This is a genomic window from Rothia sp. 27098_8_27 (genome assembly GCF_041432805.1).
GTDB lineage: Bacteria > Actinomycetota > Actinomycetes > Actinomycetales > Micrococcaceae > Rothia > Rothia mucilaginosa.
This window is the reverse complement of record NZ_JAPWAJ010000003.1, coordinates 50,952-75,704: the sequence shown is the minus strand read 5'-3', so window position 1 is coordinate 75,704 and position 24,753 is coordinate 50,952. Positions and strand designations below refer to the sequence as shown.

Here is a 24,753-nt window from a genome sequence, read left to right as displayed (position 1 = left end):
AAGTTGTAATCTCAACGTAACCTGTTGTTCACTTTTGTGCTAAGTGCACTAGTCCACCGCACGTTTTTGCACGACACGCGGAAAACCCCGCCTACCCTCACACCAAAAAGCGTGAGAACAGACGGAGTTCACAACCAGAATTCACCGCTAGGTCAGCGGCAAATCCTTAGACTTTATCCACCACGTTCTTACGGGAACGCGAACGCAGATAGTACGACTGAACATCCTGCAGCGGGTTACCCTGGTCGTCGGTGTCGTGGCGGGTCCAGTTACCCTCAGAATCCAGGTGCCAGGTACGCGAAGAATCACTCATATAAGTGGTGAACATGTCACGCAGGTACTTCACATGGCGCGGATCCTTCACCGGCACGAGCGCCTCAATGCGGCGGTCCAGGTTGCGGTGCATCATATCGGCAGAACCAATGTATACGATCGGATCGCCACCGTTCTCAAACGCAAACACACGCGAATGCTCCAAGAAGCGGCCCAGCACCGAACGGACGCGAATATTCTCGCTCAGACCCTTAACGCCCGGGCGCAGCGCACAAATACCGCGAACCACCACATCCACCGGCACACCAGCCTGCGAAGCGCGGTACAGCGAATCGATGACGGCCTCATCCACCATGGAGTTGCACTTGATCTGAATCTTCGCCGGGCGGCCAGCCTTGTGGTTCTCAATCTCCTGGTCGATGCACTCAATCAGGCCGCTACGCAGAGTACGCGGCGCCACCAGCAACGACTGGTAGTTGGTCTTCGGCGCGTAACCAGACAGCTGGTTGAACAGGCGGGAGACGTCCTCACAAATCTGCTCATCGCAGGTGATGATACCCAAATCCTCGTAGAAACGAGCCGTCGACGGGTGGTAGTTACCGGTACCAATGTGCGCGTAACGGCGCAGATGGTTACCCTCGCGGCGCACCACCAACGACAGCTTGCAGTGAGTCTTCAAACCCACGATGCCGTACACCACGTGCACGCCAGCGCGCTCCAGCTTACGAGCCCACGAGATGTTGGCTTCCTCATCAAAGCGAGCCTTAATCTCGACCAGCGCCACAACCTGCTTGCCAGCCTCAGCCGCCTCAATCAGCGCATCCACGATGGGGGAGTCGCCACTGGTGCGGTACAGGGTCTGCTTAATCGCCTGAACGCGCGGGTCGGCGGCAGCCTGAGCCAGGAACGCCTGCACACTGGTTGCGAAGGAGTCGTACGGGTGGTGCAGCAGCACGTCGTGGTCGCGGGCGGCAGCGAACACATCCGCAGCCTTCGCGGTCTCGGTGGCGTTGAGCCAACGGGAAGTGTGCGCAATGTGCTTGGGGTAGTGCAGCGCCGGACGGTTCGCACGAACAATCGCACTCATACCGCGCAGATCCAGCGGAGCCGGCAGGCGGTACACCTCGGACTCGTTGATGTTCAGCTCAGAAATCAGCAGATCCAGGATGGTCGGGTTGATGGTGTCCTCAACCTCCAGACGGACCGGAGGACCGAAACGACGGCGCAGAAGCTCCTTCTCCAGAGCCTTCAGCAGATTCTCTGCGTCGTCCTCTTCCACCTCAAGATCCTCGTTACGGGTCACGCGGAAGACATGGTGCTCCACAACATCCATGCCCGGGAAGAGGGTGTCCAGGTGCTCAGCAATGATGTCTTCGAGCGCAATGTAGCGGCTCTCGCGGCCCGCAGTGTTGGCAGCACGGGAACCGTCCACAGAGACCATACGGTCCAGCTGATCGGGCACCTTCACGCGAGCGAACAGCTCCTTGCCGGTCTGCGGGTTACGCACCAGCACCGCAAGGTTCAGCGACAGACCCGAAATGTACGGGAAGGGGTGCGCCGGGTCAACAGCCAGAGGAGTCAGAATCGGGAAGATGTCCTGCATGAACTCCTGGCGCAGGCGCTGCTTAGCGTCCGTATCCAGGTCGTTCCAACCCACAATGCGGATGTTCTGCTCCTCCAGAGCCGGAAGAACCTGGTTGTGGAACACATCAGCGTGACGAGTCTGCAACTGGTGAGCGCGCTCAGCAATCTCTTCCATCTGCTCCTCGGGGCTCAGACCGGCTGCCGAAGGCACCGCCAGGCCGGTCGCAATGCGGCGCTTCAGACCCGCCACACGCACCATGAAGAACTCGTCCAGGTTAGACGCCACAATCGACAGGAAGTTCAGACGCTCCAGCAGGAACAGGTTCGGGTCCTCCGCCAGCTCCAGCACGCGGGTGTTGAAGTCCAGCCAGCTACTCTCACGGTCGAAGAAACGCTCCGGGCCGAACTCCTCTTCCAGACTGAAGTAGGAGCGCTTCTCGCCCTTCTCAATGCGGTCGCCGCGAGACTCGGCACGCTCAATCTTCGAAATATCGTGGCCGATATGAATGACACCGGTCATGGGTGCCGGCTCAGACGGCTTAGGCTTAGGCGCCTTATTCAGGCCATTGGGGGCGGGTACCATACTGTACTTGCCTTTCTGATCGGGGGTAAGTCGTGAAGAAGCACGCCAACTGTGGCGCACCAAAAACTAGGCGGCAGGCGCGTCCTGTTGGGCGGGGGCGTACATGCGGTCAACCGTCGCCACGCCGAAACCCAACGAAGTGTAGAGGGAATATGCGGTGGTGTTATCGGCGTCCACGTACAGGTCGATGGCGCGCAGCGGCTCGCCGTTCTCGTCCTCAGCGCATGCCAGGTACGCCAGCGCGCGCAGGGTGAGGGTTCGGCCCAGGCCGCCTCCCTGAGCCTGCGGGTTCACACCCACCACATAGATTTCGCCGGAGGGGGACAGCTCGCTCTGCTCCTGACCGGTCGGAATCTTCGTCCAGGTGAATGCCGCGATGGCGGAGTCATCCTCCACCTCGGAGGCGATGAAGAAACCCTCAGGACGGAACCAGGGGGAGCCGGTGCGCTCGCGCAAATCGGCGAGGGTGAGCTTGCCCTGCTCCGGGTGATGCGAAAACGCTGCGGCATTCACGCGCAGCCAGGGGAACTCGTCCGCGCCGGTGAAGGTGCGCATCCGCAGGTTCTCCGGCAGGGCGCGCGCGTCGGAGCGTTCCACGAGGTCTTCGCGGGTCTGCGCGTCCAGGGGCAGAACCATCTTGTACAGCACGCGCACCGGCTCGAAACCGTGCAGGGTAGCGAACGCGTGGGCAGGGCTTTCAATGCCGGTGTCGGTGGCGCTACCGTGAACCCAGAGTCGGTATCGTACGGCGTCTTCACCCAGCTGGCGGACGGCGTGGTCGAAGAATGCGCTGCCGGCGCCTCGTCCGCGGTATTCGGGGGCGACGGCTGCTTCAATCACGCCGGTATCTTCGTCGTTTGCCGGGGTGAGCGCCACAAAGACGGCGGCGAGGGTGCCGTCGTCCTCGGCGACAAAGAAACGCGGAGGGGTGAGGGTGCTTTCGCGCAATGCCTTGCTCAACTCAACGCGGGTCTGCTCAGAGAACGCCGAGACGCCGTCATGGCGGGCAACCTTCTGCGCAAAGGAGTCGAATCGTTCCAGCAGCTCTTTGGTGAGATGCGGTTCCGCGTAGACAAGGGAGCTTTCAGCGGGCAGGGTGGAGGGATTGGGTGTCTGACTGTGTACCATCATCGCCTTCTTTCGTAGCCTTCTGATTCAACTCTACCGGGGATAGTTGCTCTTTGAAGAGTTTGTTCTTCGTCCTGGGCGAATATGACAAGAACCGGAACATTTACACATTCTGGTACTCAGCTCAGCGGCGAGGCTACTTCATAACGGGGTACACCAAAATAGGGGTTGGAGCCCTAAAAATTTAGCGGGTGCTGTTGAAGGAATAGCCCACGTTACGCACGGTCGAAATCATCTGCTCGTATTCGGTGCCGAGCTTGGAACGCAGACGACGCACGTGCACGTCCACGGTGCGGGTGCCGCCGTAGTAGGAGTCGTAACCCCACACCTCGGAGAGCAGCTGGGCTCGGGAGAAGACGCGTCCGGGGTGCTGAGCCATGAACTTGAGCAGTTCAAACTCTTTGAAGGTCAGGTTCAGAGCGGTGCCGGAGAGGTGCGCTGAGTACGCCTGGGTGTCAATGACGAGGTTACCCGCGCGCACGATGCGCTCTTCGGAGTTCTCTTCTTCTGCGGCTGCGTCGCTCTTGATGGCGAGGCGCAGGCGCGCATCCAGCTCGGAGGGGGACGCCTGGTCAGAAACAATATCGTCAACCTGCCAGGAGGCTGCAACCGCCGCCATACCGCCTTCATTCAGGAGTGCGATGAGCGGCAACTGTACGCCGGCGGCGCGCAATAGCTGGGCGCATTGGCGTGCTTTGACGAGTGCGGTGCGGGCGTCGACCATGAGCAGGTCGAAAGCTTCAGATTCGAGGGTGGTGTGGGCAGTGTCGAGGGGGAAAACGTGTACCTTGTGGCTGAGTAGACTCAGCGAGGGAATCATATCCTGCGCGGCGGTATCGCTCAGAAGCGCAATACGGTACACATTCTCTCCTTTCCTGCATATTTCCCGTGTAAAACTTTTGGCTCTTTCTAGTGTACTCGCCCGGCTGTGATGCAGCTGTGGGAGCCGGCGCAGGCGGGGCACAAATATCGTATTCCGGACTGTTCATATAGCCTTTTCAACCGATGACTGCAGGGGTTCTGGCATGCTGGTGCGGAACCGGGGTCTTGCCCGGCGCTAGGCAGGTCTTGCATCCGGGAAGCGGCTTGGGTGTCCACTATGTTTCCGCCGTTGATTCTGCGCCCTTTCGGGGTGGGTCTGTGGTAGGTTTAAGGCATGGAAAACAATCTTATGGCTCTTGAAGCTCTCTTCATGTCGCTGATGGCTATTATCTCCGTGTGCATCGGTATCGGTGCATTCGCAGTACTGCGTGGCCTCTTCAGCGGTCAGAAGTAGTCTTCCCCGCACAGAGCAGAAGCATCGCCCACACAGGGCTTTAGGCGGTCGTACGGTTCGTACCGCCTCGCCAATGACGGCGTGAACCCCCACCCGGTCCCCTCCGGTTGGGGGTTTTCTTTATGCTGCCCGCCGTACCATTTACTCTGCAGGAGGCGGTGCTACCCCGTGCCGTGAGCGAACGAACAGGGTGCCGTTTTTACGCTCGGGTACTAAAATGGGAGGTATGGCTATTGAAATCCCTACCAACCTAACCCCTGAACTTGTTCCCTTCGCATGGCTGCTTGGTACCTGGGAAGGCACCGGAACCATGTGGTACGAAGGCCAGGAAAACACCCCCTTCGGCCAGATTATTACTTTTGAGCAGGATGGTCTGCCCTTCATTGAATACCGCGCTGAGTCTTTCCTGCTCGATGACGAGGGTCAGAAGCTGCGCCCCATCACCGTTGAAACCGGTTTCTGGCAGATTGACCGCCCCCTGACCGACGCTGACGGCGGCTTCGGCATTGTCCCCAAGGACGTTGTTCCCGCCTTCGCCGACGCGGCAAGCGTAGAGACTCTCCGCAATGCCGACGACGGCTTCTCGCTGCTCGCAACCATCGCGCACCCCGGCGGCATTAGCGAAAACTACGTGGGCATGGTTAAGGGTCCGGTCATCCGCATGCAGACCGGTAACCTGCTGCGCGACGACATCTCCCACGAATACGCAGGCTCCGTGCGCCTGTGGGGCCTGGTCAACGGCAACCTCATGTGGGACTGGGAGATCGCAGACGCCGAGGGTAAGCTGCACAAGCACGCCTCCGCTGAGCTACGTAAGACCTCGTCGATGACCGGTGACTCCCTGGGCACCTCGATGTTCGGTTCCCTGGATGGCGAAGAGCCCACCGGCGAGCCCGGCTCCGAGCCCACCGCCTAATAACTAACGTGAGTCTGCCCCGCTGGCCGGCGGGGCAGACTCTTTGCGTGAAAGGTGCACCTTCCGTGACTGAATCTTCGCTTGAAGCGCCTCAGGCTGAGGCACCCCAGCCCGATGCCGCCCGCCCGGTGAGCCCCCTGCTGAGCCTGCACGGCGCTTTTGCCGCCTCCGGGCTGGATGCCGGCGTCGCCGCACATTACGGCAACCCGATGCTGGAACAGCGTTCCCTCAGCTTTGATCGCTCCGCCGGTGCGGAGGAGCCGCTAGTGTTGGTGGACCGCTCCTCCCTGGGCGTGGTGCGTGTTGAGGGGCCGGACCGCCAGACCTGGCTGACCTCCATCGCCTCGCAGATTCTGACCGGTATGACCGCCGGGGAGAGTCGCGAGTTCCTGCTGCTTTCCCCTCAAGGCCGCGTGGAGTACGCACCCGCCGCAATTGAAGACGGCGAGGCACTCTGGCTGATCGTGGAGGGCAACCAGGCACAGCCGCTGACCGATTACCTAAACCGCATGAAGTTCATGATGCGCGTTGAGGTGCAGAACCTCAGCGACGAGTACGCGGTACTGGAGAGTGCCCGTAACCCGATCCTGCAGGACGGTTCGGTGCATCCGGCGCTCGCTGAGGGCAAGCCGCTGGTGTGGGAGGACCCCTGGCATACTCCTGCACCGGGTAGCTACCGTTACGACGAGGCGGGCGATAATCACCCGGGCGCGGACTATGTGCGTTTCTTGAGCATTGTGCCGCGTTCTGCTCTGCCCGCCCTGGCTGAATCTGCGGACGCGCGTTTTGCGGGCCTGTGGGCTGCGGAGGCTCTGCGTATTGAGGCGTGGCGCCCGCGCTACGGTACCGAGGCGGACGATAAGACGATCCCCCAGGAGCTGGATTACACCCGTACGGCGGTGCATTTTGATAAGGGCTGCTACAAGGGGCAGGAGACGGTGGCTCGCGTGCATAACCTGGGTCGCCCGCCGCGCCGCCTGGTGTTCTTGGATATTGACGGTTCGGAGCACACCCTGCCGGCGGCAGGTAGCGAGCTGTTTGTGGAGGGTAAGTCCCGCCCGGTCGGTCGTATTACCTCGGTGGCGCTACATTATGAGGCGGGCCCGATCGCTCTGGCTGTGATTAAGCGCGGCGTTGACCCGCAGGCGCCTTTGCGTGCGGTTGATGGCGGAGACTTCCTGCCCGATGGGTCGCCGGCGCCGGCGACCGAGTACGCGGTGGCTCAGACGACGGTGGTTTCGCCGGAGTCCGGTGAGGTGGCGCGTCGTTCTTTGGCTGGTCAGGACTTCCTGAAGCGCTAGGCGCTCCTGACCCAAAACCGCCTGAACTAGAACCCATCCCAGCTAGAACCGCGGAGGCGGGCACCCGTTACGAGTGCCCGCCTCCGCGGCTTTAGTATGAGTGCTCAGCGAGCTTGCTGAGCTTGCGGGGTTTAGCGGCCGAAGAGGACGGCTGCTTCTTCCCAGCGTTCCTGAGGTACGGACTTCAGACCGTCCAGTGCCTCTTCGAGAGGTACGTACTTGATCTCGGTGCCCTGCACGGAGACCATCTTGCCCCACTGCTTCTGAGCGACCATGTCGACTGCGCCCATGCCCAGGCGGGTTGCGAGCACGCGGTCGTAGCCGGTGGGTGCGCCACCGCGCTGGATGTGGCCCAGGATGGTGTTACGGGTCTCGACGCCGGTCATCTTCTCGATCTCGTGGGTGATGTACTCACCGATACCACCGAGGCGGGGGCGACCGTCCTTTTCGGTACCCTTGTTGGCCATGACGTCGTCAAAGCCTTCGGGGATGAAGCCTTCAGCAACAACAACCAGGGGAGAGCGGCCGCGGTCGTGTACTTCCTTGACCCATTCAGCGACCTGCTCCATGGAGACCTTGACCTCGGGGATCAGGATTGCGTGTGCGCCTGCTGCCATACCGGAGTGCAGTGCGATCCAGCCGACGTGGCGGCCCATGACCTCGGCGACCATGCAGCGGTGGTGCGATTCACCGGTGGTGCGGATGCGGTCCATAGCCTCGGTTGCGATGGACACTGCGGTGTCGAAACCGAAGGTGTAGTCGGTTGCGCGCAGGTCGTTGTCAATGGTCTTGGGGACACCGATGACGGGCAGGCCTGCGTCTGCCAGACGCTTTGCGCCTGCGAGGGTGCCTTCACCGCCGATAGCGACGATTGCGTCGATGCCGTGGCGTTCCATCATGATTTCGATGTTTTCGGGGCCACCGTTGGGGCCGTCGAAGGGGTTGGTGCGGGAGGTACCGATGATGGTGCCGCCCTGAGCAGCCAGGCCGCGGACCTTCTGACGGGGCAGATCCATGTAGTCGCCTTCAACGACGCCGCGCCAGCCATCACGGAAGCCGACGAACTCGTAGCCGTACTTCTTGACACCGTTGAGGACAGCGCCGCGGATAACAGCGTTCAGGCCGGGGCAGTCGCCGCCGGAAGTAAGCAGACCGATCTTCATGGTTGGCTCCTAATGTCTGCGCGTTTTAGGTGTTGTGCGCGCGTGTATATAACTATGACCTCCACGAATTCGGCACGCGAATGTTCGCCGGTCGGGAGGTCGTTCTCTTGGTCTCTATTTTAGCGATGTTTGGGTTGTGTGGGTAGTGGTGGAAAGCCGTGGGAACGCCCGTTTTGGTGCTGAAAAGTTCAGGTTTTTAGTACCTGTATGTTTGGGTTTGAAACACAAATAGCCGCCCTTTCCCACCTATGGCACCGAAGAGGCGAATGAGGCTTCCTCACATCTGTAAAGATGCGGGAAGCCTCATTCGTTTTAAAAATATTTTTAAATATTTGTGGGATTCTCCGTTTTTAGGGCAAAAAACGGTCAATAGTCCTGTGATTGATCGTTTCGCACCGGTTTATCCCACGTCTGAACCGCTTCCCACGGGGTGAGTTGCAGGTTTAGCAGGCGCGTTCAGAGGGGGACGGAACTAGTCGCGTGCCTGACCGAGGAACTTCTGCAGGCGTGCCAGGCCCTCTGCCAGGTCCTCGTCACTCAGGGCGTAGGAGAGGCGCAGGTAGCCGCTGGGGCCGAATGCCTCGCCGGGAACTACGGCAACCTCAGCCTTTTCGAGGATGAGCTCGGCCAGCTCTGCGGTGGTCTGCGGGCGTACGCCTTCAATTTCCTTGCCGAGCAGTTCGCGTACGTCCGGGTATGCGTAGAACGCACCGGTGGGTACGGGGCAGTGCACGCCTTCAATAGCGTTCAGACCGTCGACGATGGTGCGGCGGCGGCGGTCGAAGGCTGCGTGCATGATTTCCACGTCGTCCTGCGGACCGGTCAGAGCGGCAAGAGCTGCGCGCTGGGCGATGTTGTTGACGTTGGAGGTCATGTGGGACTGCAGGTTGGAGGCTGCGGCGATGACGTCGCGCGGGCCGATCATCCAGCCCACACGCCAACCGGTCATGGCGTAGGTCTTTGCCACGCCGTTGAGGATGACGCACTGGTCTGCGAGCTCGGGCACTGCCTTCAGGATGGAGACGGATTCGGTGCCGTCGTAGGTGAGGTGCTCGTAGATTTCGTCGGTCAGCACGAAAATGCCCTTGGCAAGTGCCCATTCGCCGATGGCGCGGGTTTCTTCTTCGGTGTAGACGGCACCGGTCGGATTGGACGGGGAGACGAAGATGAGTGCCTTGGTGGCGGGGGTGTATGCAGCTTCGAGCTGCTCGACGGTTACCTTGTAGTGCTGGTCGCTACCGGCGAAAACCTCGATGGGGTTACCGCCGGCCAGGCGGATGCACTCGGGGTAGGTGGTCCAGTAGGGTGCGGGCAACAGGACGTCGTCGCCTTCGTCGATGACGGTTGCGAATGCCTGGTAGACCGCCTGCTTGCCGCCGTTGGTGACGATGACCTGTGCGGGGTCAACCTCTACACCGGAGTCACGCAGGGTCTTTTCGGCGATGGCCTTCTTCAGTTCGGGAAGGCCGGAGGCGGGGGAGTAGCGGAAGTTCTTGGGGTCGTTGAGCGCTTCGCGTGCTGCGTCCACAATGTGCGCAGGGGTGGGGAAGTCCGGTTCGCCTGCGCCGAAACCGATGACGGGGCGTCCCTGAGCCTTGAGTGCTTTTGCCTTTGCGTCGACGGCGAGGGTTGCGGAGGGTGCAATGGCACCGATGCGGCTTGAAATACGCGCCATGGGGCTCTCTTCTCTTTCTTCGTGTGCGCTGCCGGCGTGAAGTCGACAAAGATGTAGGTGATGGGAATGCGCATGTGGGACCATTCGCGCGTGATGGGCGCGGGTGTGAGCGTCGTTCCTTGTTATAGGATACGGTCCACTAGTAGTGATGCGGAACCCCTCGTCAAGGTATCTCAAGAGGTTTTTCGAAAAATATTACATTTTGAAGTTGCATCGGCCCCGAAAGATGGTTTACAGTTAGTTCTGCACCCGCAAGGGTGTAATTGTTTGCCCCTCTAAAGCCACGGCTTAGGAGGCAGTGGAGGAGTAGACACGTGAGAAGCAACTCTCACACCTGAAGTTAACGCTTCAAAGGGTGGTGGCTCAATTGGTAGAGCAGCGGTCTCCAAAACCGCAGGTTGCAGGTTCGAGTCCTGTCCGCCCTGCTTTTATTGCCTCAATAAATAATTTGTACGCCCGCACCCCGGGCGTACTTTTTTAGACTCAGAAAGGGGCAGAAGAAATGGCATCGTCTGCTACCGCCGAGAAGGCTGTTCAGCCCGGCGCATCGTCGAAGAGCGATAAGAAGCTCGGTTTCTTCGGCCGTATTTTTGCATTCCTCCGTGAAGTTTTTGCGGAGTTGAAGAAGGTTACTACTCCCACCGGACGTGAACTGGTTGGTTACTTCTTCGGAGTTCTGTTCTTCGTCGTGGTGATGCTCCTTCTTATTTCTGGTCTGGATTATCTTTTCGGCCAGGGAGCATTCTGGATTTTCGGTAACGGAACGATTCAGCGTAACTAGTACTGGCTGCATCCTTATTTGGGGTGCCCCATCAGTGATTTCCCTCAGCGCATTGGTGAGTGGGAGTCCCCTCTAGATGATTAACGATAGAAAGTAGGAGCGACGTGTCCGAGCAGGAACTGGTATCCGAGATTGAAGAGGTCGAGGTAGCCGCTGCTGAGGCTACTGAGGAGTCTGCAGCTATTGAGCAGCAGGCTGAGGAAGCTACCGAGGCTGTCGAGGTGGCTGAAGCAGCTGCTGAGGCTGCTGAGGAAGTCGACGCTCTGGAAGAATTCAAGTCCAAGTTGCGCCGTCAGATGGGTGACTGGTACGTGGTGCACACCTACTCCGGTTACGAGAACAAGGTGAAGACCGGTATCGAGACCCGTATCCAGAACCTGGAAGCTGAAGATGAGATCTTCGAGGTTCAGGTTCCCATGGAGACCGTGGTTGAGTTCAAGAACACCGTGAAGAAGACCATCCGCCGCGTGCGTGTTCCCGGTTACGTTCTGGTGCGTATGGAACTGACCGACCACTCGTGGGGCGTTGTCCGCCACACCCCCGGTGTGACTGGCTTCGTGGGTCAGGATGCGTACAACCCGGTCCCGCTGCGTATGGACGAGGTCTTTGACATGCTCCTGCCGGTCTTCGAAGAGCAGCAGCAGAGCCAGGGTCTGCCCGTTTCCAAGCCCGTTATTGAGTCCGACTACACTGTGGGCGAGAACGTCCGCGTGAAGTCCGGTGCTTTCGAAGGCATGGACGCTACCGTTTCGGAGATCAAGGGCGAGTCCCAGCAGATTGTCGTGATGATTTCTGTCTTCGGCCGCGATACCCCGGTGACCTTGAGCTTCACCGAGATCGAAAAGATTTAACGTTTTTAGCGTGTGAATATGAGCCTCGCACTTCGGTGCGGGGCTCATATTTTGTAGTGACTGTATATCCGATGGTGGCTGTGCGGGTGAGGTTTACTCTTTCTGCTAGCTGGCGCTGGATTAAGTCGCTGATTAACGCTAGAATGTTGGTTTGTGTATGCGCATGTCACGCTTTCATGCGGATGCCCGGGTGACCGCGCCACGGTCACCGTCTTGCCGGCGTACGCTCCTGTGCGTCGGTTCCCAGCTAAGAAAAGGACCCTACATTGGCTCCCAAGAAGAAGGTCACTGGCCTCATCAAGCTGCAGATCCAGGCAGGCGCCGCTAACCCGGCTCCCCCCGTCGGCCCCGCACTGGGCTCGCACGGTGTGAACATCATGGAGTTCTGCAAGGCATACAACGCTGCAACTGAGTCGCAGCGCGGTAACATCATCCCCGTTGAGATTACCGTCTACGAGGATCGCTCCTTCACCTTCATCACCAAGACCCCTCCGGCTTCCCAGCTGATCAAGAAGGCTGCTGGCGTTGCTAAGGGCTCCGCTGTTCCTCACACCACCAAGGTTGGTTCGCTGACCGAGGCTCAGGTGCGTGAGATCGCTGAGACCAAGATGCCCGACCTGAACGCAAACGACCTGGATGCTGCTTCCAAGATCATCGCAGGTACCGCTCGTTCCATGGGTATCACCGTCGAGTAATTTCGGTTCGCCGAATAGCCGAGTAATCGGCACCGTAGATTTTTCTACACAGAACTTGTAAATGCCCGTCGTATGGACGGGATGTGGCAGAGCCGAGCGCGGCTCACGAGACCACAACTGCATAAGGAGAAAAGCAGATGGCAAAGCGCAGCAAGGCGTACAAGGCAGCTGTAGCCAAGATTGAAGAGGGTAAGCTCTACACCCCCGCTGAGGCAGTTGCCCTGGCGAAGGAAACCTCTTCCACCAAGACCGACGCAACCGTTGAGGTTGCAATGCGTCTGTCCGTTGACCCCCGTAAGGCAGACCAGATGGTTCGCGGTACCGTGAACCTGCCCCACGGCACCGGTAAGACCGCTCGCGTGGTCGTTATCGCAGCAGGCCCCAAGGCTGCTGAGGCTGAGGCAGCTGGCGCTGACTACGTTGGTTCCGACGAGCTGATCGCAAAGATCGCTGGCGGCTGGACCGACTTCGATGCAGCGGTTGCAACCCCCGACATGATGGGCAAGGTCGGCCGCCTGGGTAAGATCCTGGGTCCCCGTAACCTGATGCCGAACCCCAAGACCGGTACCGTGACCATGGATGTTGCAAAGGCTGTTGCAGACATCAAGGGCGGTAAGATCGACTTCCGCGTTGACCGTAACTCCAACCTGCACTTCATCATCGGTAAGGCTTCCTTCACCGCTGAGCAGCTCGAGGAGAACTTCCAGGCAGCTCTGGAAGAGGTTAACCGTCTGAAGCCCTCTTCGGCTAAGGGTCGTTACATCTCCAAGGCAACCGTTGCTACCACCTTCGGCCCCGGTATCCCCGTTGATCCGGCTGCCGTTGCTGCCTAAGGTATGCACCTGTAGCTTCTAGCATTCGCTAGTGATCGCCCCCGACGTTTAGGCGTCGGGGGCGATTTTTTGTGCATGATTTTGTCTGTGTGAAGATTCAAGACACAGCGTTAAGATTCAAGACATTGCGTGAGCGGTGTCAGTTAAAGTACGTCACGGACTTCCAGCTTTTATAGGCTTAAAACATAGAATGATTTTCGAGCTCCCCGGTTCCTTGGGCCTTGTCCATGCCCGGGCACCGTCGAAACAAATACACGGGGTTGCACGCCCCTATTCTGCCCTACAACCATGAGAGGTAAAACCTAATGCCTTCTTCCCTCCAGAGCGAGCAGAGCGCCCGCCGCGGCCTCAGCGTGCCGGTCAATTATTTTGCGGTGGCGCTGGGTACCGGTGCGCTGGGGGCGGCTTGGCGCACCGCGGGGGCGAAGGACATGGCGCCCGGCTGGGTGGGGGAGAGCATCCTGGCGTTTAACGCTGTGGTGTGGTTGTTCCTGATGGGGTTCCTGATTCACGCGGTGGTGAAGTACCGCTCGTGGCTGCGTGGTTTTTGGGAGCACCCGGCGCGTACCTGTTTCTTTTCGCTGATTCCGGCGACGACGGCGCAGGTGGGCGCGGCTCTTTACCCGTATGCGGAGGCGCCGGCTCTCACCCTGGTGGTGCTGGGTGGTGTGGGTCAGCTGTATTTCGCGACTCACCGTATAGCCGGTACCTGGCGCGGGGGGTATGCGCCCGAGGCCGCCTCGCCGGTGCTGTACCTGCCGACCGTGGCGACGAACTTTGCGACCGCTACGGCGATGGGTTTTGTGGGGTGGCGCGATATGGCGATGCTCTTCTTCGGTGCGGGTCTGATTTCGTGGTTCAGCATTGAGGCTGCGATTCTCAACCGTATGCGCACCCTGACTCCGCTGCCCAAGGGAGAACGCGGCGTCATTGGCATTCAGATGGCTCCGCCTTTTGTGGGAGGTAACGCCTACTTGGCGGCGAATGGTGGCACGGTGGACTGGTTCTTCCTGATACTGACCGGTTATGGCATTCTGCAGCTGTTCTTCTTGATGCGTTTGCTCCCCTGGACTCTTGAGGGTGGTTTCTCGATGAGCATGTGGGGTTTCTCGTTCGGTATGGCTTCCATGGCGGCGAGCGGTATTCGCTTGACGGCTGCTGGCTCGCTGGGGTTGGTGGGTCCTGCGCTAACGGTGGCGGGTACGGCTTTCCTCATCTTCCTGTGGGTGGGTACGCTGCATCTGGCGTTGAAGGGGCGTTTGCTGGTACGACCGAGCTAGGGTGCTCATATGAGACTCTGGTGCGAGGCTCGCGTGCTGTTTTATGACGGTGCTTATCTTCTGCGCCCGTGCCGGGTACAAGTTTCGGCGATAATGGGGGAATGACTTCTGCATCCTACTCTTCTGCCGCGGTGGAGCCTTTTGAAGGCCTGCGTATTCGAGGTGTCGCTAAGACCTTTGGCACCGATACGACGGTTCTGAATGAGATTGACCTGGATGTGCACCCCGGCGAGTTGATTTCTCTGGTTGGTTCTTCGGGTACCGGTAAGTCCACTCTGCTGCGTATTATTGCCGGCCTGGAGGAACCGAGCGCCGGTCGGGTGACCTACGCCGGTCAGCCTCTGGAACGCGGCTCGGTGGGTGTGGTGTTTCAGCGCCCTATTCTGTACCCGCACCTGAGTGTGAAGGACAATATTCTGTTTCCGACCCGGCTGGGTGCGTTCGCCGGTCGGGTTGATATGGACTACTACCGTGAGCTGCTGGAGGCTTTGAAGCTTGAGGGGCTGGAGTCCCGTAAGCCTTCGCAACTGTCGGGTGGTCAGGCTCAGCGTGTGGGTATTGCGCGTGCTTTGATTCGTCGTGCTCCGGTGGTTCTTTTTGATGAGCCGCTGGCGAGTGTGGATGAGCAGATGAGCGCGAGTATCCGCGCCGATATTGTGCGCCTGCATGAGCGTTACGGTTTTACGGGCCTGTACGTGACCCATGATCAGAATGAGGCGCTCATGCTGGGGCAGCGGGTGGCGGTGATGGATGCTGGCTACCTGGTGCAGGTGGACACTCCGGAGCGGCTGCTGGCGCATCCGCATACTCTGCAGGTGGCGAAGCTTATGGCGGCGCCCGCGCTGAACCTTTTGGCTCTTGAGGATTCGGAGTCGCTTCCTGTCGGGTGTGAGTTGGCGATTCGTGCGACCGCTCTGTGCCCTGTGGTGGCAGACGCTGCTTATGCTCTGCCGGTGCTGGTGCTCGGCAGCCGCCATCTGGTGGGTGGCATGCTGTACCGTGCGCATCTGTTGGAGGCGGTGTCCCTGCCTCTGGAATCTCGGCGGGCTTCGGCGGATTCTGAGCTGAGTGCCCGAATGTGTGCCCGAGTGCGTGCCGGTCAGGAGCTTGAGTTCTTTATCTCGGATGCGCAGGGCGCCACCTTGAGCGGAACCTCCCCGAACAGTACCTTCCTGAGTGCGGGGGAGCGGGTGCACCTGGGGGTGGCGGCGGAGCGCTGCTTCTTGTTCTCAGGTGGAAAGCGCTTTTACCTCTAGAACACGGTTTCTGGGCCTTTCAACCGGGCCTTTTAGGTTGGAGAAAGAGCGGTTATTTGGCTTAAAAGGGGTCTTTAAGTGATTAATCCCGCTTAATCACGTTTTTAACTTGCGACTCGGGCTTTAACCTGAGATGATGAATGAACCAAAGACCGCCGGTCTAGAACTATGTCCTCTATCGCCACCTCGGTGGAGACGAAGAACAGAGTTCTGATAAGAGCAGATTTCACTAGAAATCGCCGCCCGCGTAGGTAACTCGAAGTAAATAGTCGTTGCCCTGATTTAGGGTGCCGTCTATCGTGCCTCGTACGCCTACGCGTCGGGGCATTTTTTATTGCTTGCAATAAATGCTTCGAGGCTCTACCGGCGACCTTACAAGAATCGGAAGAAGGAACTACCATGGCGACTCAGGAAAAGATCGCTGCAGTATCCGAGCTGAAGGAACTCTTCGAAGCTTCGAACGCAGTCATCCTGACCGAATACCGCGGTCTCACTGTTGCACAGCTCAAGGAGCTGCGCCGCGCACTCGGTGCAGAGACCGAATACGCCGTGGTGAAGAACACGCTGGCTGCTATCGCAGCTAAGGAAGCTGGCATCGACGCATTCGAAGGCCACCTCCAGGGTCCCTCCGCACTGGCATTCATCAAGGGCGACCTGATTGATGCTGCTAAGGGCCTGCGTGACTTTGCCAAGGCTAACCCCCAGCTGATTGTGAAGAACGGTTACTACGAAGGTGCCGCTCTGACCGAGGACGACGTCAAGCGCTACGCTGACCTGGAATCCCGCGAGGTTCTGCTGTCCAAGGTTGCAGGTGGTGCAAAGGCTACCATCGCACGCATCGCACAGGTTGTGGACGCACTGCGCGTCAAGCTGGAGGAGCAGGAAGGCGCAGCTCCCGCTGCTGCCGAGGAGGCTTCGGAAGAGGCATAAGCCCCTTTCGTGCTACTGCACCAGCGCTGAGATACTCAGCAGCGTGAACGCGAATAGCGTGTAACGCACCCTAAATTTGACCGACCCTCTCGGGTAGGTACTGAAGATTTACACCGCGGGCGTCAGCCCGCACCAGATAGTGAAGGAGCCAAACAATGGCTAAGCTGTCCATCGAAGAACTCATTGCAGCATTCAAGGAACTGTCCCTCGTTGAGGTTTCCGAGTTCGTCAAGGCATTCGAGGAAGAGTTCGACGTCACCGCAGCTGCTCCCGTTGCAGTTGTAGCAGGCGGCGCAGCAGGCGAGGCTGCTGAAGAGAAGTCCGAGTTCGACGTTGTCCTGGAGTCCGCTGGCGACAAGAAGATCGCAGTGATCAAGGAAGTTCGTGCCCTGACCTCCCTCGGCCTGAAGGAAGCAAAGGACCTGGTTGACAGCGCTCCCAAGGCTCTGCTCGAGGGCGTTTCCAAGGAAGACGCTGAGAAGGCTAAGGAGCAGCTCGAGGCTGCTGGCGCAACCATCACCCTCAAGTAATCGACTTCTTCTCGATTCTTACGCGGGCGGTGCATCCATCGGATGTGCCGCCTCGCGGCATTTAACGGCCCCGAACCCGCCCGGTATGAAGACTGGGGAGGTTCGGGGCTTTGCCGTGTCTGCTCTTTTATCCTGTGGCAAACGGCGGTGCTGTCCCATCTGACCGTGCTCACCTGCAGAAGTCGCTGTGACCGCCCTGTGCCTCGGATGAGAGAGGCTGAGAGCATTGTGGTTCCTCTCTCCTAGAGCCCGGCAACGGGGGAGAGGTGCCGTATGATGGGATGAGACAACCCAGACATTCCTTTGCACGAAAACGGATAGACATGAGCGATCAGAAGAAAAAGAAGAAGAGCGCAACCGAGCGACCCGCTCGCGATCTGGCGGCTGAAGCACAGCAGGTTCTGGATGCTTTCGGCGCCGGTGTTCGTGAAGACCGCGATTACCCGGCACTGCACCTGGCGCCTCCGGTGGGTCGCCTGAACGACCCGAACGGTCTGGTCTTTGACGGTAAGCGCTACCACGCCTTCTACCAGTACTCGCCCCTGCATCCGGAGCGTATGGTCTACTGGCGTCACGCTGTGAGCGAGGACCTGACCCACTGGACCGATGAGGGGACCGCCCTGGTGCCCGATAGCCGCTACGATTCGCACGGCTGCTACTCCGGCTCCGGCATTAAGGTGCCCGGCGGTTTTGAGTTCTTCTACACCGGTAACGTGAAGGACGAAAAGGGCAACCGCGAAACCTACCAGATTCTCGCAACTGCGGGTGAGGACGCGAAGCCGACCCGTCAGCTGCCCCCGCTGATTTCTGGTCCCGAGAAGGGCTACACCGCGCACTACCGTGACCCGCACGTCTTTGAACGTAACGGCGAATGGTGGATGGTTATTGGCGCTCAGCGTGAGGATCTGACCGGCGCCGTGGTCGTGTACACCTCCGCCGACCGCCGTGAGTGGACCTTCCGCGGCGAGCTGGGTATCAAGGATAAGACCCTCAAGGGCACCTACATGTACGAATGCCCCTCGCTGCTGAGCATGCGCGATGAGCTGACCGGCGAGATCCGTGACGTGCTGATTTTCAGCCCGCAGGGCATGCAGCCCCTCGGCGAGAAGTACAACAACATTTTCCAGAGCGGCTACATTGTTGGTTCGCTGGATAACGAGACCCTTAAGTTCACCGTGGAGACCCCCTTCACCGAGCTGGATGCAGGTTTCGAGTTCTACGCACCGCAGACTATCTCCGGTACCGGTCTGACCGCCGATCCGAAGGCACCGCACAGCGTCTGCGGTGATGCCCCGGTCATGATTGGCTGGCTGGGCAACGCAGACCAGGACGACCTGCCCTCGTGGAGTCACCGCTGGGTGCACATGTTCACCTACCCGCGTGAGCTGCACCTGCGTAACGGCAAGATTTTCCAGCGTCCGGTTCCGCAGCTGAATGACGCGATGGAGATGAAGCCTCTGTACCGTGAGGAGGAGAAGGGCAAGCTCGTGGAGCTGAAGAACGCCCTGACCTTCCGTCTGCGCGGCCGCGTGAACGTCTCTGATGAGCGCGTGAAGCTAAAGATTAAGGACACTCACGGCGTGGCTCTGAGCATTGTGCTGGATAAGGACTTTGTGCAGATGGACCGTGGCGGTACCCGCTACACCGAGGGCGGTAGCCTGCGCCGCCGTACCCTGAAGCGTTCGAAGATTCGCGAGTTTGATCTGCTTGTGGATGGCTCGGCTACCGAACTGTACGTGGGCGGCAAGTTGGTCGCGTCCATGGGTGCTGAGGTTATGACTGCTCGCACCTTCTTCAAGGGTGATAAGCGCCGCGTCCGCCTGACCGGTGGCGAGGTGCTGTCCCTGGAGTATGGCCGTCTCTAAGTCGTTTTCTAGGCGTTAGGAGCCGCCCGCACGGGTGGTTTCCGGTAATTTCTGAATATGTCTGAGGGCTCACTCTCCGTATGGAGGGTGAGCCCTCGCTTTTAAGAACTTTCCCGTGATACCATGTTTTACATCTGATATGTCAAACGTATGACATACATATGACATGCACACACAGACATGTCACCCCACCCCATTCACAAAGCATCATACGGTGGTGCTCCAAACAAAGGAGAGCGAGCGTGGACCACAAGTCAGTGGCACAGCGCGTGCTGAAGGACGTCGGTGGCGCCGGCAACATCGTTGCAGCCGCACACTGCGCAACCCGCCTTCGCCTCGTCCTGAAGAACCAGGACAAGGTCGACCAGGCAGCAATCGACAACGACGAAGACCTCAAGGGCAGCTTCCTCAACGCTGGCCAGTTCCAGATCATCGTCGGCCCCGGCGACGTTAACGAGGTCCACAAGCACCTCATCGCCGCTGGCGCACCCGAGGCGTCTAAGGACGAGCTCAAGGAAATTGCCTCCAAGCAGGGCAACATTGTCTCCCGCTTCATCAAGACCATCGCCGACATCTTCGTGCCGCTGATTCCGGTGCTGGTCGGTGGCGGTATGCTGATGGCGCTCAATAGCCTCCTGACCTCTAAGGGTATTTTTGGCCCCCAAGCAGTTATTGAACTTTTCCCTGAGTGGGCTGACTTCGCGGATATCGTCAACCTGCTCTCCGCAGCTCCCTTCGCCTTCCTGCCCGTGCTGGTCGGCTTCTCCGCCACCAAGGTCTTCGGCGGTAACCCCTACCTGGGTATGACCATGGGTGCCGCAATGGTCTCCCCGGCGCTGATGAACGGCTACAATGTCGCAGCATCCCTGGCAGGTGCTGAAGGCACCGACCCGATGAAGTACTGGAACCTCTTCGGTCTGCAGGTTCAGCAGGCGGGCTACCAGGGTACCGTGCTGCCCATCATGCTGGTCGCATTTATCCTGTCCCACGTCGAGAAGTTCTTCCACAAGGTCCTCAAGGGAACCATCGACTTCATCTTCACCCCGACCCTCACCATCCTGATCACCGGCTTCCTGACCTTCCTGTTGGTTGGACCCCCGATGTTCCAGCTGGGCACCTGGCTGGGTGAAAGCATCAACTGGCTCTACACCGTTGCCGGCCCGCTCGGCGGTCTGCTCTTCGGTACCTTCTACGCATTCATCGTGATGACCGGTATGCACCAGGCATTCCCGCCCATCGAGATGAGCCTGTGGGCAACCGGCGGTTCCTTCATCTTCGTCGTCGCCTCCATGTCTAACGTGGCTCAGGGTGGTGCCGCAGCCGGTGTCGCACTGACCACCAAGAACAAGAAGATTAAGGGTATTGCTTCTGCAGCCGCACCCTCCGCGTTCCTGGGCATTACCGAGCCCGCAATGTTCGGTGTTAACCTGGCTCTGCGCTGGCCCTTCTACATTGCAATCGTTTCCGCGGGTATCGGTTCGATGGTTACCTCTATTCTTGGAATTAAGGCGGGTAAGCTGGGCGCTGCTGGTTACCTTGGCTTCCCCTCGATTGAAGCAACCGTCGGTGCAGGTATCCCGGGCTTCTTGGGCTGCCTCGTCCTGACCACCGTCATCGCCTTCGTTGCCTCCTTCATCTGGGGTAAGAAGGTCGAGGCAGGCAACACTGAGGAGGCTGAGGCACCCGCTGTTGCAGCTCCCGTTGCCACCGCAGCTACTGCCGCTGCTCCCGCCGCCGCTGTAGCTTCTGAGGCTGGCGAGAGCGTCGAAATCGGCTCCCACATGGTCGGTTCCGTGGTTCTGCTGGCTGACGTCAAGGACCCCACCTTCTCCTCCGGCGCGCTGGGTGCAGGCACCGCGGTGGAGCCCACCGAAGGTAAGCTCTACGCACCCGCTGACGGCAAGATTACCGTTGCATTCCCCACCGGCCACGCATACGGTCTGCGCACCGAGGACGGCCTGGATCTGCTGATGCACATCGGCATGGACACCGTTGAGCTCGACGGCAAGCACTTCGAGCCCAAGGTTGCTAAGGGTGACACCGTCAAGCGCGGCGACGTTATCGCCGAGTTCGATATTCCCGCCATCAAGGCGGCTGGCTACCCGCTGGCAACCCCCATGGTGATCACCAACGCCAAGAAGGCGGCAGCTTCGGTTGAAGATGTCCAGGCTTCGGGCGCATCTGTCACCAGCGCAGATTCGCTCCTGAAGGTTGCACTGAAGGCAAAGGCTAACGCATAGTCTGCACTCTTAATGAGTAGATAACCTCAACGTGATGTACACCCCGTACCGCTCTCCCTAGAGCTGGTGCGGGGTGTTCAATTTTTCCTGCAAGAGCGTGCAAAAAGTATATGAATAAATATTCACTAAAATTATGCATATTGGTGCAATATAAGTTGGAACACATTGGTGCATAGCCATGAAAAATGTCTTGATAAGGAACAATTTATTAGCCAGGAGTGAATAATCCAGCTAATATTTATGTATAGTTTCAAGCTTTTGTAAAGGGTGAATATGACCTCAGCCTCCTATACCGTCCGCACCGCCGAGTCTCATGAATATGCAGATGCGCTCGAGGTGCTGATTGCCGCATTCGACGGAGACCCCGCCATGATGGCAGTCATTGCAGGTGGTAGCCGCCGACAGGAACTTGCCAAGCTCCGCGCAATCATGACCCTGCAGGTCTACGGTAACTTCCAGGGCCGCGGACGTATCGACATTGCTATTGACAACACCACCGGAAAAATCGTGGGTGTCTGTCTCTGGAACACCCCCGAATCCCAGGAAGGTTCCTTCGCTAACGAACTCAAGCAGATTGGCGCCTACTACAAGGCGCTCGGCTGCAAGACTCTGCTGAAGGCGATCCTAATGGAGCTACATCTGCTCAAGTACCGCCCCGCGTACAAGCACTGGTACCTCTTCAACATTGGTGTTCTCGAAGAGTATCGTAGCCGGGGCATTGGTTCCCAGCTACTCGACTACGGTACCGAACGCATTGGCGACTACCCCGCCTACCTCGAAGCATCGACCTACGACAGTGCACGCCTTTACGAGCGCCGCGGATTCTTCTCCCTCGGCCCGTTCCACGGCATCTTCTCCAAGGCGCACGCCGTCGGCATGGTCTACCCTGGAACCGGCCCGGCCGAGATTGTGCAGCGCAACTCCTAAAACTTCCGGACGCTCACAAAACCGATAAATGTATATACAAAATCCGCCCCACCGTGAGCACTCGCACGGTGGGGCGGATTTTTATTCTCAGAAGACGAGATTCTTATTGGAGCTCATCCGGAGCAGACATATCAGGCTGAATCTGATCCAGATCTGGGATGGAACGCACCGTAGCCCCCAGATGAAGCTCAACGGGGAGCACATCCTCAGGCTGGCTCATTGGGGGAGCAGCTTCCTCCGCGGATTCTTCCTGCTGCAGCTCAACCAACTCCAGCAGACGCTGCGCGGTACGCTTCGCTATACCCTCAATCGGCTGAACCACGGTCGCTAGTTCCGGCATGAGTAACTGAACGCTCTGCGTGCCGTCATAGCCAATCACCTGGAAATCCTCAGGAACGCGAATGCCTCGAGCACGCGCCCACCCCAGGGTGAGTGCGGCGTAATTATCGTTGGAGGCGAAGACCGCGTCCACAGGCTCGGGGCTTTCGGCACGCTCATCCAGGTAGCGGTAGAGAACCTCACGCTTAATACCCAGTGAGGGGCGGAAGCCCAGCTCCATGAACTCCGGCATGAGCCTCGCCTCAAGCATTGCCTCACGGTAGCCTCGCTGACGCTCATTGTGTTTACCCAGGGTAGAAGTTACGTGCACAATATTCTGCGCACCCGTGGCGATGAGGTGCTCCGTGGCGGCGCGGGCACCTCCGTAGTTATCGGAGCGAATATTCGGGTAGAAACCGCTTTCGAGACGGTCTACGGTCACCAGGGGAGCCTGCGCATGCGGAATGTTCACCAGCGCGTCTGAGTGGGCGCCGCTGATGATGCCGTCCACCTGATTGGAGAAGAGCATCTCCAGGTAGCGCTTTTCTTGCTCGGGGTGATCGTCGCTATTGCAGAGAATGACCCGGTAGCCCTCTTCGGCAAGGTAACTTTCGAGGCGGTACACCATCTCCCCGTAGAAGGGGTTCGCAACCGTGGGGAAGATAAGGCCCACCATCTGCGAGCGCTGCCCCTGCAGGCTACGGGCGATGGCATTGGGGCGGTAGCCGAGTTCCCGCATCGCCTCGTGGACCTTGGTGCGGGTGCTTTCGCTCAGGTAGCCGCGGTTATTGAGTACGCGGGAGACCGTGGTGGGGGAGACGCCCGCTAGGGCTGCAACGTCGCTGAGTTTGGGCTTTGCCACGGGGGCTCCCTTCGATATGTTAAACGATTGACATATCTCTCTACTATACCTTCTTCACCGGGGCTAACGTGGCCTCAAAAACCAGAAAAAACGCTTTTCCCCTGTGCTGTCAAACGCACCGATTTATCGTACCGGTCTACAGCACCGGAATAATCGGAACGCGAGCCCCCACCTCATGCGCAGAACCCCGCACCGAAGAATCATCCAACACCGCGCAGTGAGTAGCCGCCGCCAACGAGGACAACATATGCGACGCCGACTTCGGCAGAGGATACGCCACGCCATCACGCACCGACACCGGAAGCAGACGAGCCCCCGCCGGCTTACGCAAAGTATCCACCGGATCACCCAGAACCGCTGAATCCAGCTCAGGAAGAGGCATATCCCTCATACCAGCCAAAAGCGGCGGCAAATACGAATACAAAGCCGTGTACGCAGCCAAAGGATTACCCGGAAGACCCAACACAAAACGCTCACGACCCGAATTCGGGCCCGTCTCCGGAACCGGCAAACGCGCAGCCAACGCAGGATGACCCGGACGCACATCCACCGACTCAAACAGATAGGTTGCGCCCATATCGTTGAGCACTTTACGCACCAAGTCAACACCCGAGGTGCTCGACCCGCCCGTAAACACCAGCACACGAGCCGTCGACGTAGACAAAAACGTGCGGAACTCAGACTCAACATCCGCCAGGCGAATCGATGGGCGCGCCTCGCAACCAGCAGAAATAATCGCATGCTCCATAAAGCCGCCAAACGCATCACGCACCTGACCCGGCGCAGGCACACCAAATGTAATGACCTCATTACCCGTAAACGCGCAACGCACCGGAATCGGGGCGTACACCGGTAACTCATCAAAACCATTCGTACCCAAAAACGCCGCCATACGCGCAGAAATACGGTCACCGTGGCGCGCCAACAACTCGCCACGCTCCAGCTCAGCACCGGCATGGCGAATATCAGCACCCGGTGCCGGAGGCTCAAAACCCTCCGCCATATCCAAGTAATGAATGCTCGCCTGAGTCTCCAAATGGGAACCCATGCCCGGACGCGAAGAACCCTCCGCACCTTCATACAGACGCGAATGCTCCTCACGCACAATCGCCTCCGCGCCCTCCGGGATCAAGCCACCCGTCAGAATCGGGGTCGCCTCACCCGGAACAATCGGCACTGTTAGACGGTGAATATTCGCGCGAGAATCCTCCGGGTACGCAGGAGTCACCAGACGCCACGGAGGCGTACCCGCCACAGCATAGCCGTCCATCGCCGAAGAACTGTAGTGGGGCACCGGCATCACCGAATAAATATCGGCCGCCAAATAATGGCCAATCGTCGCCAACAGCGGCAAAGATTCCGTCTTAACATGGGGCGCAACCTGCTGGCCCTCCTCATGCAGAATCTGACGGGCCTGCTGCCACGAAACAGAAGGAATATGGTGAGACATCGTACCTCGTAAAAGTGTGTGCGGGACGCGCAACAG

The 24,753-nt window shown here is 59.0% G+C and carries 20 protein-coding genes and 1 tRNA gene; 14 read left to right on the top strand and 7 right to left on the bottom strand.

Going from position 1 to position 24,753, the window contains the following annotated elements; all coding sequences use genetic code 11:
- Positions 1-166: 166 nt before the first annotated feature.
- The 3 genes from O3675_RS05050 to O3675_RS05040 form a co-directional block, all read right to left on the bottom strand.
- Complete coding sequence (locus O3675_RS05050; protein ID WP_371571340.1) at positions 167-2,440, bottom strand: RNA degradosome polyphosphate kinase; 2,274 nt, start codon at positions 2,438-2,440, stop codon at positions 167-169.
- A 66-nt stretch (positions 2,441-2,506) separates the two neighbouring features.
- A complete protein-coding gene (gene mshD / locus O3675_RS05045; protein ID WP_371571339.1) occupies positions 2,507-3,571 on the bottom strand; it encodes a mycothiol synthase in 1,065 nt (354 codons plus the stop codon).
- Positions 3,572-3,752: 181 nt separating this feature from the next.
- Positions 3,753-4,430 (bottom strand): response regulator transcription factor, encoded by a 678-nt coding sequence (locus tag O3675_RS05040; protein ID WP_294640247.1) that lies wholly within the window; start codon positions 4,428-4,430, stop codon positions 3,753-3,755.
- A 640-nt stretch (positions 4,431-5,070) separates the two neighbouring features.
- Here O3675_RS05040 and O3675_RS05035 point away from each other — a divergent pair.
- Together O3675_RS05035 and O3675_RS05030 are read left to right on the top strand one after the other, a co-directional pair.
- The gene (locus tag O3675_RS05035) at positions 5,071-5,760 is read left to right on the top strand and encodes an FABP family protein (protein ID WP_049363143.1); all 690 of its coding nucleotides are present in this window, start codon (positions 5,071-5,073) and stop codon (positions 5,758-5,760) included.
- A gap of 65 nt (positions 5,761-5,825) precedes the next feature.
- On the top strand, positions 5,826-7,061 hold the full coding sequence (locus O3675_RS05030; RefSeq protein ID WP_371571335.1) for a folate-binding protein YgfZ: 1,236 nt from the start codon (positions 5,826-5,828) through the stop codon (positions 7,059-7,061).
- Between the two features lie 131 nt (positions 7,062-7,192).
- On the opposite strand, the gene O3675_RS05025 is transcribed toward O3675_RS05030, so the two are convergent.
- Complete coding sequence (locus O3675_RS05025; protein WP_005504866.1) at positions 7,193-8,224, bottom strand: 6-phosphofructokinase; 1,032 nt, start codon at positions 8,222-8,224, stop codon at positions 7,193-7,195.
- 472 nt (positions 8,225-8,696) lie between these two features.
- A complete protein-coding gene (locus O3675_RS05020) occupies positions 8,697-9,899 on the bottom strand; it encodes a pyridoxal phosphate-dependent aminotransferase (RefSeq protein ID WP_371571332.1) in 1,203 nt (400 codons plus the stop codon).
- 352 nt (positions 9,900-10,251) lie between these two features.
- Here O3675_RS05020 and O3675_RS05015 point away from each other — a divergent pair.
- From O3675_RS05015 to O3675_RS04960, 12 genes are all read left to right on the top strand, one after another.
- Positions 10,252-10,324, top strand: a tRNA-Trp gene (locus O3675_RS05015).
- Positions 10,325-10,401: 77 nt separating this feature from the next.
- Positions 10,402-10,680 carry a preprotein translocase subunit SecE gene (secE, locus tag O3675_RS05010; protein ID WP_005504868.1) on the top strand — a complete coding sequence of 93 codons (279 nt, stop codon included), beginning with the start codon at positions 10,402-10,404 and terminating at the stop codon, positions 10,678-10,680.
- 104 nt (positions 10,681-10,784) lie between these two features.
- Entirely contained in the window at positions 10,785-11,531 is a 747-nt protein-coding gene (gene nusG, locus O3675_RS05005) for a transcription termination/antitermination protein NusG (RefSeq protein WP_049338063.1), read from the top strand.
- A 266-nt stretch (positions 11,532-11,797) separates the two neighbouring features.
- The gene (gene rplK / locus O3675_RS05000; RefSeq protein WP_005504870.1) at positions 11,798-12,226 is read left to right on the top strand and encodes a 50S ribosomal protein L11; all 429 of its coding nucleotides are present in this window, start codon (positions 11,798-11,800) and stop codon (positions 12,224-12,226) included.
- Positions 12,227-12,363: 137 nt separating this feature from the next.
- Positions 12,364-13,059: a 50S ribosomal protein L1 gene (gene rplA, locus O3675_RS04995; protein ID WP_005504876.1), complete on the top strand. Its 696-nt coding sequence runs from the start codon at positions 12,364-12,366 to the stop codon at positions 13,057-13,059.
- A 305-nt stretch (positions 13,060-13,364) separates the two neighbouring features.
- Positions 13,365-14,339 carry a TDT family transporter gene (locus O3675_RS04990; protein ID WP_371571328.1) on the top strand — a complete coding sequence of 325 codons (975 nt, stop codon included), beginning with the start codon at positions 13,365-13,367 and terminating at the stop codon, positions 14,337-14,339.
- A gap of 101 nt (positions 14,340-14,440) precedes the next feature.
- A complete protein-coding gene (locus tag O3675_RS04985; RefSeq protein WP_371571326.1) occupies positions 14,441-15,595 on the top strand; it encodes an ABC transporter ATP-binding protein in 1,155 nt (384 codons plus the stop codon).
- Positions 15,596-15,994: 399 nt separating this feature from the next.
- Positions 15,995-16,525, top strand: a complete 531-nt coding sequence (rplJ, locus tag O3675_RS04980) for a 50S ribosomal protein L10 (protein WP_005504882.1) — start codon at positions 15,995-15,997, stop codon at positions 16,523-16,525.
- 155 nt (positions 16,526-16,680) lie between these two features.
- Complete coding sequence (gene rplL, locus O3675_RS04975) at positions 16,681-17,055, top strand: 50S ribosomal protein L7/L12 (protein WP_005508362.1); 375 nt, start codon at positions 16,681-16,683, stop codon at positions 17,053-17,055.
- 323 nt (positions 17,056-17,378) lie between these two features.
- Positions 17,379-18,920, top strand: a complete 1,542-nt coding sequence (locus tag O3675_RS04970; RefSeq protein ID WP_303940096.1) for a glycoside hydrolase family 32 protein — start codon at positions 17,379-17,381, stop codon at positions 18,918-18,920.
- Between the two features lie 242 nt (positions 18,921-19,162).
- A complete protein-coding gene (locus tag O3675_RS04965) occupies positions 19,163-21,160 on the top strand; it encodes a glucose PTS transporter subunit IIA (RefSeq protein ID WP_371571322.1) in 1,998 nt (665 codons plus the stop codon).
- Positions 21,161-21,433: 273 nt separating this feature from the next.
- Positions 21,434-22,087, top strand: a complete 654-nt coding sequence (locus tag O3675_RS04960) for an N-acetyltransferase (RefSeq protein ID WP_005504890.1) — start codon at positions 21,434-21,436, stop codon at positions 22,085-22,087.
- Between the two features lie 103 nt (positions 22,088-22,190).
- Here the strand turns inward: O3675_RS04960 and O3675_RS04955 are convergent, their stop codons facing one another.
- Positions 22,191-23,267 (bottom strand): LacI family DNA-binding transcriptional regulator, encoded by a 1,077-nt coding sequence (locus O3675_RS04955; RefSeq protein WP_371571319.1) that lies wholly within the window; start codon positions 23,265-23,267, stop codon positions 22,191-22,193.
- A gap of 136 nt (positions 23,268-23,403) precedes the next feature.
- The gene (locus tag O3675_RS04950) at positions 23,404-24,717 is read right to left on the bottom strand and encodes a molybdopterin molybdotransferase MoeA (RefSeq protein WP_371571317.1); all 1,314 of its coding nucleotides are present in this window, start codon (positions 24,715-24,717) and stop codon (positions 23,404-23,406) included.
- Positions 24,718-24,753 lie beyond the last annotated feature (36 nt).